An 18,842-nucleotide genomic window follows, 5' to 3' on the forward strand; every position below is an offset into this window, starting at 1 on the left:
CTCCATCACTTTGTTAATAGAATCCCTGTATCTTTATGGAAAAATAATACTTTGTTCATATCCACTGCGACAGCAGTTCTCATTCCATCATCAAAGTGATAGCGTGGGTGAGCGCGGGCAACTAAATATTTCTCCAGCCCTATATTCATATGGTAGTAACGGTCAGATCCAACAAATTCACTTAATTCCATCGTTCCGTTAATAATCGATTGTGGATACGCTTCCAACATAATTTCCTCAAAGCTAATGTTTTCTGGCCGCATTCCAATAATGATTCCTCGATCTACTAGATTCATCTGTCTTATCGTATGAGCTTGCTTCTCTGTGAGCCTGAGCCCGAAGCGCTTCGTATGGAATTCAAGGAACCCTTCACGCTCTTCAATTTTACCGGTCACAAAATTCATCGGCGGGTTTCCGATAAAGTTGGCAACGAACAGATTAGCTGGTTCATTATAAATGACCTCTGGCGTATCTACCTGTTGAACAATCCCCTTCTCCATGACCACAATGCGATCGCCCATCGTCATTGCTTCAATCTGATCATGGGTAACATAAATCGTTGTAACACCGATTTTTTTGTGAAGGCGAATAATTTCCGAACGCATTTGCACTCGCAGTTTAGCATCCAAGTTGGAGAGCGGTTCATCCATAAGAAATGCCTGTGGTGTACGAACGATCGCCCGACCTAGTGCAACACGCTGACGCTGACCGCCAGATAATTCTCTTGGTTTACGGTCCAAATAGTTTTCAATTTCTAGTACACGGGCAGCCCGTTTAACCGATGACTCAATTTCATGTTTGGGAAGCTTTCTCATTTGCAGACCAAAGGCAATATTATCGTAGACAGACATGTTCGGGTATAACGCATAGTTTTGGAATACCATCGATATATCACGATCTTTAGGCGGCATATCATTCACAATGGTATCGCCAATGTAAATTTCGCCTTCTGAAATATCTTCTAATCCCGCTAGCATACGTAATGTTGTCGACTTACCACATCCTGAAGAACCTACAAAGACAAGAAATTCCTCATCCTCAACTTCGAGGTTAAAGTCCTTCACAGCGTATTCTTTATATTTCCCGTAACGTTTGTGAACATGATTAAATATAATTCTCGACACTAGAATTCCTCCTTTGCATGATTCTGTTCTTTCCCAATCATTACCTTAGTCTGAATCTTATCAAAGTTCTGAAGAATCTATTGTCCCTTAGCCATGGCATCTTTGATTTTCGCCTCTGATTCTTCCTGCAATACTCTTAGAAACTCTGGAATGTTCATATCGGACTCCGAGAATTTCAGAAGACTCCCTGAAAGATCCACATATTGATCCCATTTGCTGATCGTTGTTGGAATGGCTGGCTCACGTGAGAAAAATGCGCTAATATCCATACCTTCATACACTTCAAGTTCCGCGCCAAACTCTTCGGAAACTTTCGGATCGGTTAGTACAGGGCGGTCACCAATTCTGGCTAATTTAATCTGATGCTCGGGAGATACATATTCGGCAAGAACTTGAAATGCTTCATCTTTATGCTCACTGTGTTTATTAATAATGAATGGATGCGAGAAGGAAGCCGGTGCAATATTCGGTAATTCCGGCCATACCGGCACAGGTGCGGCTTGAATATGCTTCGCGATTTCCGGATCTCCAATGCCCCATTTAATGTATCCCGGCCAAGATACAATCATAGCGACATTTTTATTCTGAAAGGAATAATCCTTTCTGACTTCCGGATCATCACTATAAATGCCAGGGATACTGTAGAACTTCTTCATCAGCTCCAGGTATTTCGTAACTGCCGGTTCCTTCGTAATCAATACCTCACCGGTCTCTGGGTCGGTCAAGTTCACATTCAATTGTTTTAGAGGCACCAAGGCTTCCGTACCTGCAAATCCAGGACCCATCTCAAGCCCATGATATTGGATGCCGTCCCTTTCACCCGTCAGTTTCTTCGCAAGATCAACCACGGCATCCCACGTCAGATCCTCTGTTGGATAAGGCACGCCGAACAGATCGAAAACCTCTTTGTTGTAAAACAGCGCATAATTGTCGCTAGCTGTAGGCATCCCTAGCAATCTGCCCTCAGAATCGACTAATCGCCAGTAAGCGATTATGGAGGGGTCTATGCCGCTAAGATCAAATTCATGGGATTCGATCAAACCATCGAGCGGTTCGATCATATCAAGCTCCCGTAGCGCGTCGATTCCCCAATTGGCAAAAATGATGTCGGGAACGATTTGTTTCGCGTTCAACTCTTGCAATGGCTCCAATTGTGCTTGGGAGTCAACTAATTCCACGTTAATATTCGGAAGCTTCTCATCAATATCCTTAAAGAGTTTATCGAACGCCTCTTGTCCCCATGGATACAAAATCTTGATGGTAACCTCATCTGTCGATACGGCCTGTTCATCTTCTATTCTTGCATCCGTGGATGGCGTGTCCGCGGATGGTGTACCCTCGGCTACCGTTTCCGTTGTGTCTTCCTGCTTGCCACCACCAGCTGTACTGCACCCTGACAACAACAATGAAATTGATAAAATAAACACTGATAGTAGGACTAATATGCTTTTTTGCTTCATATAACGCTCCCCCTAATGCTTTTCATGTTTATTTCTTGGATTGCTCTTCCTTAATCTTAATTTCTGACTCTTCCTTCAGCACACGTGTAAACTCCGCTATATTCAAATCGGTAGTCGCAAACTTAGTAAGTGCCTCATTGAACGCAACATGCCGATCCCATGGACTTTTACGTGCTGGTGGTTCAGCAAATGGATTTTGGAACATCGCAGTGACATTTTTGCCTGTATACGTTGGATCATCTGCCCCGAACAATTTCCCATCCTCTTGGCTTAAGGATACGGAAGGCGTTCCCATTCTCATCCGGTATTGAATCTGGTATTCAGGGGAGATCACGTAGGTTAACACTTGCAGGGCTGCTTCTTTATGTTCACTGAAATCATTAATAATCCATGGATGAGCGCCTGGTTTAGGAGCTATTCCCGGCATATCTGCAAACGACGGAACGGGAACCATATCCATATTTTTCTCATATTCGACTCTCTCTTCAATCTCTCCGCCAAACCAAGTTAGGAAGCCATGCCAGTTCACGACCATCGCTGCTGTTTTGCCTTCAAATTTACTTTGTTCTTCTGGATTATAGATGTTTGGTATACTGAAGTATTTCTTGAGAACTTCCATCATCTTTGCAAATTTAGGATCTTTATCGAACAATATTTCACCCGTTTCCGGGTCCGTATAGTTCATCGATAATTGATTAAATAACGCCGATGGCATGGCCCCTAAATCAAGACCGCTGTATTGAACACCATCCTTCTTGACGGTCAGCTGCTTCGCCAGATCAATAAGTTCATCCCACGTCATATTGTCAGATGGGTAAGCAACGCCTAACAGATCAAAGATTTCTTTGTTATAGTACAATGCGAGAACATCGCCAGCATCCGGAAGACCAATCAGACGTCCTTCTTTGTCCCTTGAACGTAATTCCTGAAGCAGCTGCGGATTGACACCACTTAAATCAACGCCATACTCAGCAATCATGTCATCCAGACCGAAGACCATCTCTAGTTCTTCAAATGGCGCTTGACCGGTGTAACCCAATACAATATCAGGAACAATACCTTGCGCGCTTAATTCCTGCATATTCTCAGCCGTTCCGTTCCAGTCAACATGCTCGACGGTGACATGGGGGAATTGCTCTTGAATCGGATCAATCATTCTAGGTGTGAAATAGTCGATTCCCCACGGCGTCGCTATTTTCAGCGTTACGGGTTCATCGCTAAATTGTTTGACAGGCTCTTTCGGTTCCTCCTTCCCTTCCTCTGTGTTGGTATCCATATTGCTTGTATCCGGGGTGACAACTTCTGGCTGGCTGTCTGGTTCGTTAGCCGTATTATCCGAGCCGCTGCAAGCGGTTACAAAAATGGTAAACGTAAGGCACAGTATCATAAGTACATTCCACATTTTTCGGTTTATCATCACAATCCATCCCCCTCACATATATGAACTACAAATTTCAAAAGGCATCCCCCCCGTACTGTACGGGGTTAGTTACTTCTCTGGCTGATGCTCAGATTGTTCTCGAATCCCCTCCCACATAGTAGATAGCCATTTGACGTATTGAAGGCACACCTTCGCAATCGGTTATTTCTAGCTCAACACCTCGAACTTTAATCGCAGGGATGCGAATAATCGCTTTATGCCCAATGTTTCTTCCTTCGTACACCGTGATTGATCGATGTGTTTTTTCAGTCGTGACGTTAATCCGGAAACTCCGTACATGTTCTCCGTTCGCTAAGTCCTCTTGAATCAGGATATGATCGATTAGATGAGGTTTCGTTGCCTCATAAGACCATCCTGATTTATTCTGTGAACACTGTTCGATTGAAGCAATAGGATGAGCGAATCTTCTACGAATCTCATTACCCATTGCCTGTAACTGTGCTGTGTCTTTTGCAGGTAGCAGACCTTCTCGATCCGGTCCGATATTTAACAGTAAGTTAGCGCCTCGACCTACCGAATAATAATACAAGCCCATAAGTTGATCTAGACTCTTGACGGTGTGCTCATCACGATCACTGTAGAACCAATTCGCCCGCATCTGTACATCGCATTCAGCTGGTAACCATATATGTCCACCCAGTGCATCCTTCTGCTGGGTTAAAATCGAGAATTCAGTTGCATCTGTAACATTCCAGCAAGGAATCGGTGCAATCCCGTCTTCATTACCTACCCACCGGAAATTAGGATCGCCCATATTGAAAATTAAAATATTCGGCTGCAGCCTTCGAATCTCACCAATAATCCTTGCCCAATCATATTCATGACCTTCAGAGCCGCAACCGTCAAACCACAGAATATCAATGTCTCCATAATCTCCAAGCAGTTCCGTAATTTGATTAACAAAGTAATCATCATATGCACGGGCATCCTGATTATAAAAATCTGCCGAGCCGTCAAATGGAGAATAATATAATCCTGGCTTCACATCATACTTACGGCAAGCGGCGACGAACTCCTTCACCACATCCCCTGTTCCCTCTTTCCATGGGGACTCAGCAACCGTGAATGAACTATATTTCGATGGCCAGTTGGAGAAACCGTCATGATGTTTGGCTGTCAGTACCGCGTAGTTCATCCCAGATTCTTTAGCTGTTCGAATCCACTGCTCGCAGTCTAACTGAACAGGATTGAATTCCGAAGGTGACATCGGGCGTTTATCAAAATCAACATACCCCTCATAGAATGTACGCAGACCAAAATGCAAAAACATACCAAACTCCCAGCCCTGATACTCTAACTGCCTAAGAGTAGGTTTAATCTTCGAATTCGTTATCACAAAGACCCCCCTCAACTTTTTTTCTAATCTTAACAATTCTGTTGTGAAGGTGGTGTGAAGATGCTGCGTATTTCATGTGATGATCCATAACGATAAATAGCAGTAAGGACGAGTGTCCTTACTGCTACTTAAAGCCCTTCCAGTGCTGAAAAACCGACTTTTTGAACTCGCACTATCAGGGATTTATTACATTTATTCATGTAGACGCTTTGTTTAACAACAACTGCTCCATGAAGGCAATTTGAACAACACCCATGACAACGGCACAGATGGGGATCGCCACAACTACTGCTGCCGGGCTCCATAAATAGTGAAGCAGCAGGCTAATTACGCCTGAACTGATCATCATGACAATAATAATACCTGACGTGTTAAAACTTGACGCTTGAAAATAACGTCTGCTCTGACGAAATGCTGCATCAACAGTCAATTGATTAACAACAATACAATATTCAACATAAATAAAGATAATCCGGAGAATTACAAATACAACGAGGGACAGGAACAGTCCGATAACACCTAGAAACGCTGCCAATAACGTGGTAATTGCTGTCTTTGCTGCTGTTATGATCATAAACAAGAAGATAAAGCGGACCGCGTACTTTTTGCCGTCTTTCATAAATTGACCAATTGAAATGGGTCTGCCTTCCACAACATTACGCAAAGAAGCGATATAGCCCCCTTGAGCAAAAGCCATCAGTAACAGCATGAAGATAACAGGAATCCACGCTCTCACGGATATCGTGTCACCCATAAACTGCATCTGATTGATAAGCTGCGGAATATTACTAACATAACTGACCGATGGAATCCCCATCTCCAGAATAAGACGTATGGATAGTGAAGGTACACCAATAAAACCAACAATCATAAGCCCTATAATGAATGATAGCGCATCCAAAATAATCGGATAAATGATAATTAATGGGTTTCTGAATAGCAAGCGGAATGTTTTTTTCATTATGAAAGCCAAACCTCCGTTACAACTTATATGGCAAATAGGAGTTCACCAGCAGTTCGTTTTTGGGCGATCTGACTAACGGAATATCAATTCGAAACATCGAACCCTCACCTATCTTACTTTCTGCTTGAACAGTTCCCCCATGAGCTTCAATCAGTGCCTTAGCAATACTTAATCCAACTCCAATTCCACCCGTATCTCTAGTACGGGCTTTATCTGCCCGATAAAACCGGTTGAAAATAAGCGGCAAATCGTGCTCCGATATCCCTATGCCGTTATCTCTACAATAAATAGTAACCATTTCTTTGTGATCAATTGTGACTCCCACATCAATGCTCCCTCCAACTGTCGTATACTTGATCGCATTGGAAATAATATTCGTCATAATTTGGACGAAACGGTCAGGATCTACCTCTACGTGACAAGGGGTATAGATCGTATGCAGAGTAAAGTTTATATCTTTGGCTTTAGCTAAGAAGATTAAATTCTCGTAAACATCCCTTACCAGATTACGTATATCGATTAATTCGGTATCAAGCTGGAATTTAGCTCCCTCTGCTTCAGACAATTTTTCCACATCATCCACAAGGCGGCATAGCCGATCAATTTCGGCGTAAATACGGTTTAAATTCTCTTCATTCGCTGGATAAATACCATCAATAAGCGCCTCCATTCTGGATAACATTGAAGTTAGCGGAGTACGAAGTTCATGCGTTAAATCTTGCATCGATTGTTCCCGCCAGTGTTCTTGGTTATTCAAATCTACGACAAGCTTATTCATCGAAGTAATTAGCTGATTCAGCTCCAACGTTCCCGTTTCCGTAATTAAAGTGTCCCTATGCCCCCCAGCAATACGTTTCGCCTGAAGGCTGCTTAAACGAAGCGGCTTCGACAATCGCTTGGCAAGAAGATAACAGATAACTACCATAAAACATAATAAGAGGACGGCAACACCACCGCTACCTCCAAATAAAGCAAACGAAAAAAACGAAACGGAAGGAAGATTGAAATCATTATCCAAATCCACCGTAGCATCCAAAATTCCGATTAACTGGCCATCGACATAAATCGGACTGCTCGCCGTGAAGGGCCGGCCATATTGCTGACTTTCCAGTCCTGAATCATACAGTACTTCTTCATGGTCCGGAGCATAATAACGTACACTCATTGAATACACATTAACTGCCGTTTTAAGCCAGTCCATCTGCTCGATCGATAGCTTGCCCGGTTCTAGATGTGTGCGCAAAGTAAAGGCAATTTTCTGCGTTTGATCCTCTACAAACTTCATCTTATAAACCTCTATTGAACGATCAAATGAAAGGCGGGATAAGAAATAGGTCGCTACCAAAAAGATCAAAGACGTCAAAATAAGGGAGATAAAAAGAATGCAATGGGTCTGACGCAATCTATTCCACAATTCCATTAGTAATCTTCATCCGGATGGAACGTAAATTTATACCCCGCACCAATTTTAGTTACAATATAAACTGGATTTTTATGATCCTCTTCAATTTTTTTGCGGATATTTTTTATATGCGTATCTGTCGTTCTTCCATCTCCAATATCCCGATATCCTTGAACCTCATAAGATAAATCTTGTCGGCTATATAACTTATTTGGTTTTTTGAGCAAAACACTTAACAGCTTAAACTCTGTAACCGTTAAATTCACGAGTTTGCCGTTTACATATACTTCCTTCGATTCAAAGTTTATTTGAAGTCTTCCTTTGTTAAATCGCATCACAGTTCGGCTATTTACAGAGAGCATATTCATTCTTCGCTCCAGAGCTCGAATTCGAGCGATGACCTCTTTCATCCGGAATGGTTTCGTAATATAGTCATCCGCACCTAGATTAAGACCATTAATCGTATCGATTTCACGAGCCTTGGATGTGATCATAATGATCGGCATGCTGGAAGCCCCTCTTACTTTACGACAAACCTCTTCCCCTGGTATGCCATGAATCATCAAATCCAGAATTAACAAATCAATTTTAAAGTTATGAATTTTTTGCAGGGCATCATTACCATCTTCCGAGGTATATACCGTCCAACCTTCATTCACCAGATATGATTGTAATATATTGCAAATTGATTCATCATCCTCAACGATTAAAATGTTCATGCTATATTTCTTCTTCCCCCCATAATTTAGTAAACTTAATATCCATATATTCTATCACCTAACAGCCTTCCCTAAAATAAGCAGCATGAATTAAAATAAGAATAAGAAGAAGTAGGCATTTCTTATACAAGCCTGCTTCTCCTTATTTAATCATAATCTGATATAATGCATGACTTTATTTCTTGCTCTCTTTCTCTTTCAATAACGCATCATATTCCTCTACCATTTTGCGTAAAAATGTGTTTATGTCTTCCTTGCCGTTCAATTTAATAAACTCTGCAGTCTTATCATCAATAATGTTGGCTTCGTAATAGAAAATGTCTGGACCAAAAGGTGAATAAACTGGTTTAGCCGGTTCTCCTTTATAGGCAGCATCAATGTTATAAACGCCTACATTATCTTCGCCCGCCATATATTGTCGTATTTCAGCGTTCTTAACCACTGGGGGAGCTCCGCCAATGGATAAATTCTTCTGGTTCTCATCAGAAACTGCGAATTCTAACACTTGAAATGCCTCTTTAATGTGTTCACTGTTCGGGTTAATAGCCAGTGTAAGCGGTACGTTGTTTGGCAATACACCCGGAAGCTCGCTCCAGCTTGGGTACGCAGACATACCGAAATTCAAACCTTCTGTATGAGCATATAAATTAGCACTGTTTACAAAGGACAGAATCATGGCGACATTCCCTTTTTCAAAGCCAAAATTATCCTTCTCTGATTCCGCAGGAACATTGTCCGGGATACTCACGACACGATGGATTAAATCAAAATATTTGGCGAAAGCAGGATCCTTCTCGAACATAATTTCTCCTGTTTCCGGATTTGTACCAGGAGCGGATAACTGAAGCATCGCTTGGGATAGGCCACGTGTGGCTAAGCCAACGTATTTGCTGTCACCATGCTTTCCTGCAAGTTTCGCTGCCTTATCGAGAACTTCATCCCATGTTGGTGTTTCACTTGGGTATTCAATGCCCATCTTATCGAAAATATCTTTGTTATAGAATAGATTCACGACAACATCTTCAAATGGTAAGCCAAGTAATCGGCCCTGCTGTTCCGGATCACGTAACCGAATGGCATCAATTGCGCCATCACGGAATTTAGTCAAATCCAGGTTACTTTCAGCAATCAAACTATCCAGTGGATAGGTCATTTCCAACTCGTTTAATGTCACGAACGGGTCGGTTACGAGCATAATATCTGGTGAATTATTAGCAGCGTTGGCTTCCTGAATTTTCTCAGCAGATGCAAATGCACCAATATGTTCAATTTTAATATTCGGGTATTTTGCCTCCAGTGCATCCGAGAGTCGGCTTTTAACTTCTTCCGCACCCCAAGGTGTCATAAATTTAATCGTCACTTGCTCACCTGAATCGGTTACATCTTCTGTCTTATTCTCATCTGATTTGACTTCACCACTATTTGAACTTGTGCATGCAGAGAGAAAGACTGAAACAAGGAACGTAGAAATAAGTAACATAAACCGTAGTTTTTTGAACTTTTTCATAAAATGCCCCCCATTCGAATTGTAGGCTCACCATGTAAGCCCTTACACTAAATCGTACAGAATATACTTTTAGTGACGCGCCCCCTCCTTTGGATATGACAGATGAATTGATTAGATATAATGTATCAAACAATTCATAATCCGGTGTGAATTTCCAGTGATTATCATGTGTGTTTCGTGTGAATTTTTAATATAACTGTGGACAAAGGACTCGCCTTTCGTTCCCTTTCCATCGCCTCAAGCATTTATGACCGGACTCCCCTCTTTCGATAAAAAACCTATCCCGACAAAGACCGGGATAGGTTCTATCTTTTTGGGATCAGGGCCGCTATCCGCCGGGCTTGCAGTATCTGAATGCATCAAGTATGTACGGTGTGCTCCAGCACCCGTTCGGTTTGGGTCTTAGACATATTTCGCTGCGCAGTTACCAGCTTGTAATATATTCCTTGCTTCTCGATTAATTCTTCATGGGTCCCGATTTCTGCTATGGCTCCTTTATTCAGTACAAGAAGTCGATCCGCATTTTTCAAAGTTGCCAATCGATGTGCTATGGCAATTGTTGTCCGGTTCTTGGTGACACGCTGCAGTGCTTCTTGGATTTCTGACTCTGTCTCGATGTCTAGCGAAGCCGTTGCTTCATCCAATATTAGAATTTTAGGATTGTTCAACACGGCTCTAGCAATGGCAAGCCGCTGTCTTTCACCGCCTGAAATGTTGTTCCCGTTCTCCTCCAGTTTGGTATCATAACCGTCTGGGAACTGGCTAATAAAATGATGAGCATTGGCTATTTTTGCAGCCTGTATCACTTCTTCCATCGTTGCCTCCGGTTTTGAATACTTGATATTATTCATTATCGTTCCACTGAACAAAAATGTCTCCTGCAGCACAACCCCGATTTGAGAACGTAAATCCTCCTGCTTGATATCTCTAATATCCACACCGTCGATGCTTATCGTTCCTTCATTGACATCGTAGAAGCGGGAGATGAGATTGATAAACGTAGATTTTCCCGATCCCGAGTGACCAACGAGTCCTATCATTTCCCCCTTCTTGATATCGACATCGATGGACTTGAGCACGGGTTCATATGAGTGGTATCCGAAGGTAACATTCTTAAAACTTATCATCCCATCAATCCTGTGCTTCGTGGACTTCGCCGTGTCGATGATCTCCGGCTGTTCATCAATGACAGAGAATACACGCTCTACAGAAATTAGGGCGTTAGCGATCCATCTAGGCATATTCATTAACCATCCAAGTGGACCATAGATCATGGCTGCATAACCAGTAAACTGAACTAATTCACCAAGGGACAGCCTCCCGCCCAGAATCATGTTACAGCCTACCAGCAATACAAAATATTGTCCGATCTGGATCAAGTAATGAGAAATAGGCGATAAATAACTGTATACTTTTTCACTTCGGATTGTAGCTAAGGCATACTCTCGATGATATGCTCTGAACCGCTTAATCTCCCGCTCCTCTTTACCGAATGCTTTGACCACGCGAATCCCGCTCAGCACATCATGCAGGAATGAACTGGCTCTATCATGAACCCGCCACTGCTTGTGAAAGAGCTTTCTAAGCACGACCTTCCAAACAAAATATTGAACATATACAACGATCGGCGCCGGCAAAATAATAATAAGGGCAAGCTTCCAGTCGGTATAAAATAGCAGGAAGCTCACAGCGCCCAGCATAATGACTTGATAAATAGCCATTGAAAATACTTCTTGAATCAAATTTCGGATGCGGTCTGTATCAGAATTAATTCGGTTCATGATATCGCCAGCACGCTGCGAGGTTAAGAATCCAAGCGACAAGCTTTGAATCTTCTCAAAGACAAGATTACGCAAATCTGCTGCAATTCTTGAGCTTACACGAGCCATAATTCTACCCCTTAATACCCCTAACAGCTCTCCTGCCACTAAGCCAAATGCAATTCCCGCGATAGCAATTAGAAATATCCGCGTACTTGGGTTTACGCCGTCTGGCGGCTGCAAAGCCGAATTCACGAGTATTTTTTGAAAATAAGGGCCCGTTAATGTAACAGCCGACATGATTAATAGAACGGCGAGTGCCGTGATTAATATTTTCCAATGTGACTTCGAAACGTCCCAGAGTTTCTTAAAGGCTGCTCCTTTATTCATACACTTCGGACATAACCTAGTACCTTTAACAAGGTAGCCGCCACATTGTGAACATACACTCTCGCTCTCATTGTTGTAGATTCGGATCTTACTGTTCGAAGCCATGTAATTCAAAATTTGAGCAATGTAAGAGAGCCTTGCCGCATGCTGCATCGTGCACCGGATGATGATCCTCGGGCTCTGCATATGCGTCGCCTCCATGATCACATTTCCGATTAAAGGAACAACCTTATAATCATGTGCCTCATGAACAGCACAGGTTTCGATAACTTCTCCATTGTCTACGTGAACCCACTTGGTCTCCCCAATCACAAAATAACCATTCGTCCTACGGCTATCAAACGATAAATCTGCGGGGACGCAATACGTAATATTTTCTCCTAAGGCTTGCTGAACAGCTAGAAGATCTTGCTCTGATAGCTTATATTGAAGGTTCATCGCAGCCTCCCCTATATATACATTTCCACCAGTCGATATTCCTTTTCGCTTAGATGCTTGATATCCTCGATGACGAATCGGTTCCCATACACATCGATAATTAATAGTTTGCGATCTGTCACGAGCTTCACATTCCCTCCGCCGCTACGAACCGTAAACCGAACACTCCCGGAAACGGTTTCGGTCTCCCAGTAGGAGTACCCGAATTCTTCTTTAATTCCGATCAGTTTCGTTATCTCAGGAGCAAAATATCTCATTTTTATTTGCTCCTCAAGCAGGCTAACGATATTTTTCGGAAAATCTTCATCCAAAGACTTGATGATGCCAATCTCTTTATTCTCACTTGTGCGAACAGATATATATTCTCTTCTATTGGTGTGCGGGAAGGAGCAGTGCAAATATACCGCCGGATATTTCTCATCATTCACTTGAACCATAAGCATGTGGCCTTCTGTTTTTGTAAACACTGTGTTATCAGCCGTTAAATAATTCATGCTCGCTGCGACAGACAAATCGGATTGATTAGGTACCGTGATTTGCATTAAAAGATTAACCCACCCTTCTCATGCTCAGCGCTTCATCATGCTTTTGTACTAAGCCATGGTATACGCCTTTTATCGTCATTAACTGATCATGCGTTCCCTCTTCAACAACCTTGCCTCCATCCATAACCAGTAAATAATCCGCATTTCTTAATGTAGACAACCGATGCGCAATCGCTATCGTCGTTCTACCTTGAATTAACGTTTCAAGTGCTTCTTGAATTTGAAGTTCCGTCTCCGTATCAAGGGATGCAGTTGCTTCATCCAGGATTAAAATTTTGGGATTATGCAGAACCGCCCGTGCGATGGATATTCTTTGCTTTTCTCCACCAGATAGAATGTGACCTCCAGTACCCACGATCGTGTCATAACCATCAGGCAGCTTTTCAATGAAATCATGCGCATTCGCAATCCGAGCAGCGTTAATGATATCGTCCATCGAACATTCAGGATCAGCGTAAGCAATATTCTCGGCGATTGTCCCCATGAACACATATAGTTCTTGCGACACAATCCCGATATTTTTACGCATCGTATCGATTTTGAGATCCTTCACGTTAACTCCGTCTATCACGATTTCACCATCTGTAACATCATATAGGCGAGAAATCAGATTCACGAGTGTGGATTTACCTGCACCCGAATGTCCTACGACACCAATCATCTGGCCTGGTTTTGCATGCATTGACACATCTTTCAGTATCAACTTGTTCGGCTCATAACCGAAGGTGACATGGGAAAGTCGAATATCACCATTCAAGCGCTCCAGAGGAACCGCATCCTCCCTTTCAACAACATCGGAAACGGAATCCTGTATTTCAAAAATGCGCTGCGCCGCACTCATACAACTGGACCACCAATTGACAATATTATTCATAAACTGCAGTGGACCGTACAGCATGTAAATATAACTTACAAAAGTCATGATTTCACCGAACGAGATACTACCTTGCATGACCCTCCAACCACCAAATGCCCAGATTAAGATGCCCCCGAATTGAGTAACAATCGTTAATATTGGGAAGATTGTACTGCTCATCAGGTTAAAGGACTGTTCCGATTCAGAATAGGATGAATTCGCTCTCTGGAAACGCTCAAGCTCTTGACGTTCTTTCCCAAATGCTTTTACGACTCGCGTACCCTGTATCGTATCACTGATCATGGCGTTGAGCATGCTCACACGTCTATGTCTCCGCCAAGACAACCGCCAAAGCTTAGGGAACACCCATCGGATCAGCAGCAAGACAAATGGAATCGGGATGAAGCAGATCAATGTGAGTTTCCAGTCCATAATCAACATAATGGTTGTAATACCTACGATATTCATGGCATTGACGATAAAGTAAGACATGCCATCCACGAAAAAATACTGCAATTCTTGCGCATCATTGCTAACCCTGGTCATGAGCTGACCGGTTTGTTTTTTCTGAAAAAAACTAAGCGATAACCGCTGCATCGCAGCGAACACGCTTGCCTTCAAGTCAAATACTACATTCGCCGCCAATCTGGCATTTATCATGCTAAAAAGGACCCCGAACAATAAGGAAATCGTTCGAAAACCGAAAATGAGTAGGATCACGAGACCAATTCGTCCAGCGAAGTCTCCGGTATTCCCAAGTGCTTGGTCGAACAATACCGTGCCTTGCAGATAGGGTATGGCAAGACCTGTAGCCGAATTGAGCAGCATAAATAGAACAATGAAAAACATCAAAAGTTTATACTGTCCCGCAAATCTTAGCAGCCTAGAGAAGATGGCATGCTTCTTCATACATTTCGGACAAATTGGTCTGCCTTCTTCGGGATATCTCATTCCGCATTTTGGACAAGTGATGTTCTCCTGACGATCTTCAACATCTTCATCGCGAATGTCTTCCTTCTTCTTAATCTTAGTAAAAATCGAGACAAGCTTGGCCGCACTCCCCATCTGTCCATTCGTAAATGCTCCGATGACCCGCTCCTCGCCCTCTTTCAGAACAATGATACCGGAGGCGACGAGATTGACGGTGAATACGGTTTCAATGTTGTCGATATCAATGGACTCTACATTCGCCTCATCCCCTGGGTAAGATACAACAAGCAGCTTTTCCTTGCTTAGAATTAAGTACGTGTGTGCGTAGCCTTCGCCATCTATGCTCCGATCACATAACATCCAGTAGATAACGTTATAGGGTTCATGAGGTTGTATCGCGACACTCACTTCATGCGGTAAACTCTTGATCATGGGCTCCCCCTTTCTTCATTAGATAAATCCATAATTTCGAACAGATTTCATTTAGTTTTTTTTACTCGTTTATCCTTGCATAGGACTTCCTTATGTATAGAAGGAAGTCCTTGTATTAGAACCCAAAAAGGTATTTATCCCTTGTAAATATATTATCAACTAAGATGTGAAGATAGTGTGTGTTCTTATCTTTTGTGAAAAACAGCTACGGGCGCATGGGCCGGGCTTCTGAGAGTAATGGAGATCCGGACAGGCGTTCCTTCGTTCGTACAAATATTGGCCGTCAGCTGCAGATTGGTCATCTCCCTTCTTGCAGCTGCTTGCAGTAATACAATTTACTCCACACCCTTCAACGACTCAATCATATGAATCCGCGCCACCTTTTTCCGAAGCATGAGGTTGGAGAGGAGGGTCAGGAAGAACACCAGCACAACCGATGCCAGCATAATCACAAGATTTAGTTGATCCGGGATTTGCTGATGCGTACTCGAAAGCGCCTGGATGATGATGGAATAGACATAACCGCTGATCGGCAGGGCGACAATGACCGCAAACGCGGTTAGTAACATGTTCTCAGAGAAGATCAGCCGGTTAATTTTACGTTTGGGATAGCCTAATACCTTCAGGGTGGCAAGCTCACGATTCCTTTCATAGATGTTGATGGAAGAAATCGTGTAGATGGCGCCAAAGGACAGAATAATGGCGCAGATGATAAACATGATGAAAATAAAGCTGTTTTGCTTCAGCATATATTGCGCTGATTTCTTGAGGTCTTCCTTGTCTGCTATGGCCTCCACCTGCGGGTCCTGTTCGAAGAAGCTGCGAACGCCTGCCAGATCGGCAGCGCTATGGACGCTCACTAACAGCGAGGAAGGATCGTAGTCGACACCCAAGCTCTTCATATAGCCCGGTGTGCTGTAGAACGACGGATTTGAGTACTGCGTGGAGATATCCAGAACCTCCATATCGACGATGGTTTGGTTAAGCTCCGGTGCCGTGAATTGAAGCTGGATCATATCCCCTTCGGCAATCTGATAATGATCCGCGTAAGATTTCGGTACCAGCACGCCATGATCTTCTAACGATAGCCGATTGCCTTGTTCATCATAAAAGCGAACCAGCTCATTATCCTGCTCCGTAACCACAAGCGTAGCATTTTCTTTGTTTTCCCCTTGGATGAGTTCCACGGGATAGGTGGAGAACCCATAATGGTCTGCTATACCTGACGGCAGTGCTGCCATATCCGGGAACGATCCTATCGCATAATCGACTCGTAAATCATACGTGTTTACCTCTTCAATCTGGCCGGCTACCTTGAGCAGGGCCGTCTGCGTGCCGAAAGCCGTGATCAACAAAACCGTACTGACCACAACGCCAACGGAGCTCGCGAGTGCTTTTTGTTTATTTAAGAAGATATTTCTAAGAATGATCTTGTAACTGTAAGGCAGCCGACTCCACATCCCTGGAACTTTCTCGATGAGCAGCTTCTTCATCTTCTTGGGCGGTTTCGGACGCATCGCCTGCGCAGCACGTTCTTGTAAGATCGCTCTACCGCTGAAATAGCAGGACAGCATGCCAAACGCACTGGAGCAGATCATCGGAGGAAGGAGTGTAAAGAACGAAAGGGAGAACGTCAGGTCGGGCAGGGAGTAGCTTCTTCCAATCGACGTTGTAATGAGTGGAATGAACAGGGCGGCGGCGATGGCATAGCCCAGGATGGAGCCGATGATACCTGCCAGCACAGGGTAGCCCATGTAATGCAGCATGATGCTTCTTTTTTTCACCCCTAATGCCTTCATAATGCCCACCTGATTTCGCTGGGAATCGATAATCCTCGACATGATCAGAAACAGGATCACCGCTTCGATCAAAAAGAGAACGATCGGGATCACCCTGCTCATCAGCTTATTATTATGAATCGTTTGCTGGGTCTGGGAATAGTTGAAGGTTCGTTCTTTGCTGACCTGGCTTACATAAGGGAGTGACTGGGAATGTGCTTCAATGGCCTGGCCTAACTGGTCAATATCGTAACCGTCCTTGGCATCAATTAGGATCTCATTGTAGAACAAGCCGCCTGCGATTTGAGGTATGGTCTCCTCGGAGATATAAGCTATTCCATAAGCTTGATGGTCCTGGGTTTCGTTCTTCTTGGCATGCTCCACGTTCTCATTCAAGCCGCTAATCGTGAACGTCATATCCTTGTCATTCACACGAATGCGGATGGAATCACCGACACGGTAATGATGCGCCCCGGCATAGTGGGAGTCCAACAGGATCTCATTCGGCCCAACTGGCATCCTGCCCTCCATCATCCTGGATGTGTTGATTTCATTCGGTACGGGGATCGAGTGCACCGTTAATGCAGCTTTATCATCCTCAAAAGCCTGTTCGGCCTGGACGGTATAACGCCCTTCGATATGATGAATGCCTTCGATGTCTCGTAAACCGGCCACATCCTCTGCGGAAATTTGACTGTAGTAGACGTTCAAGTCGCTTAGATTATGTTCTTGAAAGTACCCCTTCGTATAGCCGCTAAGATTGTCGCTCAAGGTGACCAGCCCTGTGTAGAAAAAAGCCCCCACCGCGATTACCAAAACAATGGCTATGAATTGTCCTACCGACTGTTTCATGTCCCTTAATAATTTCAACGCTAAAATCTTCATCACCACTCGATCCCTTCAACGCTTTGTTTGTGATCATTCATCGTGATACTCTCGATCTTCCCGCTCTTGACGCGAATCACTTTATCCGCCATCGGCGCGATGGCCGAATTGTGGGTGACCAGCACGACGCATGTCTTCGTTTCCTTATTCAAATCTTGAAGAAGCTTTAAGACCGATTTCCCTGTTACATAATCCAGAGCACCGGTGGGTTCGTCGCAGAGGAGCAGCGCGGGATTCTTGGCAACCGCTCTTGCAATCGCAACTCTTTGCTGTTCGCCGCCAGACAGCTGGGAAGGGAAGTTCTTCATGCGATCCCTTAGTCCAACCTTATGTAAAATCTCTCGCGCGTCCAGATGGTCCGTACATACCTCTGTCGCAAATTCCACGTTCTCCAGCGCATTCAAATTCGGAATCAGGTTATAGAATTGAAATACGAAGCCCACCTGCTCGCCGCGGTATTCGGTTAATCTCTTCTCGCTCCATCCCGTAATCTCTTGATCCCCAACAAACACTTGTCCCGAAGTAGCCGTATCCATCCCGCCGAGAATGTTCAAAATCGTGCTTTTCCCCGCCCCGCTTGCCCCTAAAATTACGACGAATTCCCCCTCTAATATGGAGAAGTCAACACCCGCAAGGGCTTGAATCGTCACTTCGCCGATTGGATAGGCCTTGGTTACGTTTTTGAATTCGATTAACGTTGTCACTTCTTACATCTCCCCGTATTGGATTTTCCGGAAATGGGTTGCCTGCCATTCCCGGTCACTTGTGAATAAACTACCGTTTCTCACTAAACCGCTGGTTTCATTCTATATCCATCATATCTAGCCTCATGGATATTTCTTCCTGCAGCCGATGTATTTACGTATCGGTCTTCA

The 18,842-nt window shown here is 43.7% G+C and carries 13 protein-coding genes; all 13 read right to left on the reverse strand.

Annotation, left to right across the window (positions count from 1 at the left end; translation table 11 throughout):
• Positions 1-5 precede the first annotated feature (5 nt).
• The gene (locus ACQKPA_RS25675) at positions 6-1,124 is read right to left on the reverse strand and encodes an ABC transporter ATP-binding protein (protein WP_100540385.1); all 1,119 of its coding nucleotides are present in this window, start codon (positions 1,122-1,124) and stop codon (positions 6-8) included.
• A gap of 77 nt (positions 1,125-1,201) precedes the next feature.
• Positions 1,202-2,584, reverse strand: coding sequence for an ABC transporter substrate-binding protein (locus tag ACQKPA_RS25680; RefSeq protein ID WP_427495307.1), 1,383 nt, complete (start codon positions 2,582-2,584; stop codon positions 1,202-1,204).
• A gap of 28 nt (positions 2,585-2,612) precedes the next feature.
• On the reverse strand, positions 2,613-4,001 hold the full coding sequence (locus ACQKPA_RS25685) for an ABC transporter substrate-binding protein (RefSeq protein WP_427495461.1): 1,389 nt from the start codon (positions 3,999-4,001) through the stop codon (positions 2,613-2,615).
• Positions 4,002-4,092: 91 nt separating this feature from the next.
• Entirely contained in the window at positions 4,093-5,361 is a 1,269-nt protein-coding gene (locus tag ACQKPA_RS25690) for an alpha-L-fucosidase (protein ID WP_427495308.1), read from the reverse strand.
• A 196-nt stretch (positions 5,362-5,557) separates the two neighbouring features.
• A complete protein-coding gene (locus ACQKPA_RS25695) occupies positions 5,558-6,322 on the reverse strand; it encodes a hypothetical protein (RefSeq protein ID WP_427495310.1) in 765 nt (254 codons plus the stop codon).
• A 19-nt stretch (positions 6,323-6,341) separates the two neighbouring features.
• Positions 6,342-7,610 (reverse strand): sensor histidine kinase, encoded by a 1,269-nt coding sequence (locus tag ACQKPA_RS25700; RefSeq protein WP_427495312.1) that lies wholly within the window; start codon positions 7,608-7,610, stop codon positions 6,342-6,344.
• 134 nt (positions 7,611-7,744) lie between these two features.
• Positions 7,745-8,446 (reverse strand): response regulator transcription factor, encoded by a 702-nt coding sequence (locus ACQKPA_RS25705; protein ID WP_427495313.1) that lies wholly within the window; start codon positions 8,444-8,446, stop codon positions 7,745-7,747.
• 175 nt (positions 8,447-8,621) lie between these two features.
• Complete coding sequence (locus tag ACQKPA_RS25710; protein ID WP_427495314.1) at positions 8,622-9,953, reverse strand: ABC transporter substrate-binding protein; 1,332 nt, start codon at positions 9,951-9,953, stop codon at positions 8,622-8,624.
• A gap of 359 nt (positions 9,954-10,312) precedes the next feature.
• Positions 10,313-12,541 (reverse strand): ABC transporter ATP-binding protein, encoded by a 2,229-nt coding sequence (locus ACQKPA_RS25715; protein WP_427495315.1) that lies wholly within the window; start codon positions 12,539-12,541, stop codon positions 10,313-10,315.
• 11 nt (positions 12,542-12,552) lie between these two features.
• Complete coding sequence (locus ACQKPA_RS25720) at positions 12,553-13,083, reverse strand: DUF1854 domain-containing protein (protein WP_427495316.1); 531 nt, start codon at positions 13,081-13,083, stop codon at positions 12,553-12,555.
• Between the two features lie 7 nt (positions 13,084-13,090).
• A complete protein-coding gene (locus tag ACQKPA_RS25725) occupies positions 13,091-15,304 on the reverse strand; it encodes an ABC transporter transmembrane domain-containing protein (RefSeq protein ID WP_427495317.1) in 2,214 nt (737 codons plus the stop codon).
• A gap of 335 nt (positions 15,305-15,639) precedes the next feature.
• Positions 15,640-17,967 carry an ABC transporter permease gene (locus ACQKPA_RS25730; RefSeq protein ID WP_427495462.1) on the reverse strand — a complete coding sequence of 776 codons (2,328 nt, stop codon included), beginning with the start codon at positions 17,965-17,967 and terminating at the stop codon, positions 15,640-15,642.
• On the reverse strand, positions 17,967-18,671 hold the full coding sequence (locus ACQKPA_RS25735; protein WP_427495318.1) for an ABC transporter ATP-binding protein: 705 nt from the start codon (positions 18,669-18,671) through the stop codon (positions 17,967-17,969). The genes ACQKPA_RS25730 and ACQKPA_RS25735 overlap by 1 nt, the downstream gene beginning before the upstream one ends.
• Positions 18,672-18,842 lie beyond the last annotated feature (171 nt).

Origin of the sequence: Paenibacillus sp. NPDC093718 (genome assembly GCF_050279985.1) — a bacterium.
Classification (GTDB): Bacteria; Bacillota; Bacilli; order Paenibacillales; family Paenibacillaceae; genus Paenibacillus_AQ.

Coding starts and splice junctions, on each gene's coding strand:
- ACQKPA_RS25680 (WP_427495307.1), bottom strand. CDS start 2,584: ATGAAGCAAAAAAGCATATTAGTCCTACTATCAGTGTTTATTTTATCA.
- ACQKPA_RS25685 (WP_427495461.1), bottom strand. CDS start 4,001: ATGATAAACCGAAAAATGTGGAATGTACTTATGATACTGTGCCTTACG.
- ACQKPA_RS25695 (WP_427495310.1), bottom strand. CDS start 6,322: ATGAAAAAAACATTCCGCTTGCTATTCAGAAACCCATTAATTATCATT.
- ACQKPA_RS25700 (WP_427495312.1), bottom strand. CDS start 7,610: ATGAAGTTTGTAGAGGATCAAACGCAGAAAATTGCCTTTACTTTGCGC.
- ACQKPA_RS25705 (WP_427495313.1), bottom strand. CDS start 8,446: ATGAACATTTTAATCGTTGAGGATGATGAATCAATTTGCAATATATTA.
- ACQKPA_RS25710 (WP_427495314.1), bottom strand. CDS start 9,953: ATGAAAAAGTTCAAAAAACTACGGTTTATGTTACTTATTTCTACGTTC.
- ACQKPA_RS25715 (WP_427495315.1), bottom strand. CDS start 12,541: ATGAACCTTCAATATAAGCTATCAGAGCAAGATCTTCTAGCTGTTCAG.
- ACQKPA_RS25720 (WP_427495316.1), bottom strand. CDS start 13,083: ATGCAAATCACGGTACCTAATCAATCCGATTTGTCTGTCGCAGCGAGC.
- ACQKPA_RS25725 (WP_427495317.1), bottom strand. CDS start 15,304: ATGATCAAGAGTTTACCGCATGAAGTGAGTGTCGCGATACAACCTCAT.
- ACQKPA_RS25730 (WP_427495462.1), bottom strand. CDS start 17,967: ATGAAGATTTTAGCGTTGAAATTATTAAGGGACATGAAACAGTCGGTA.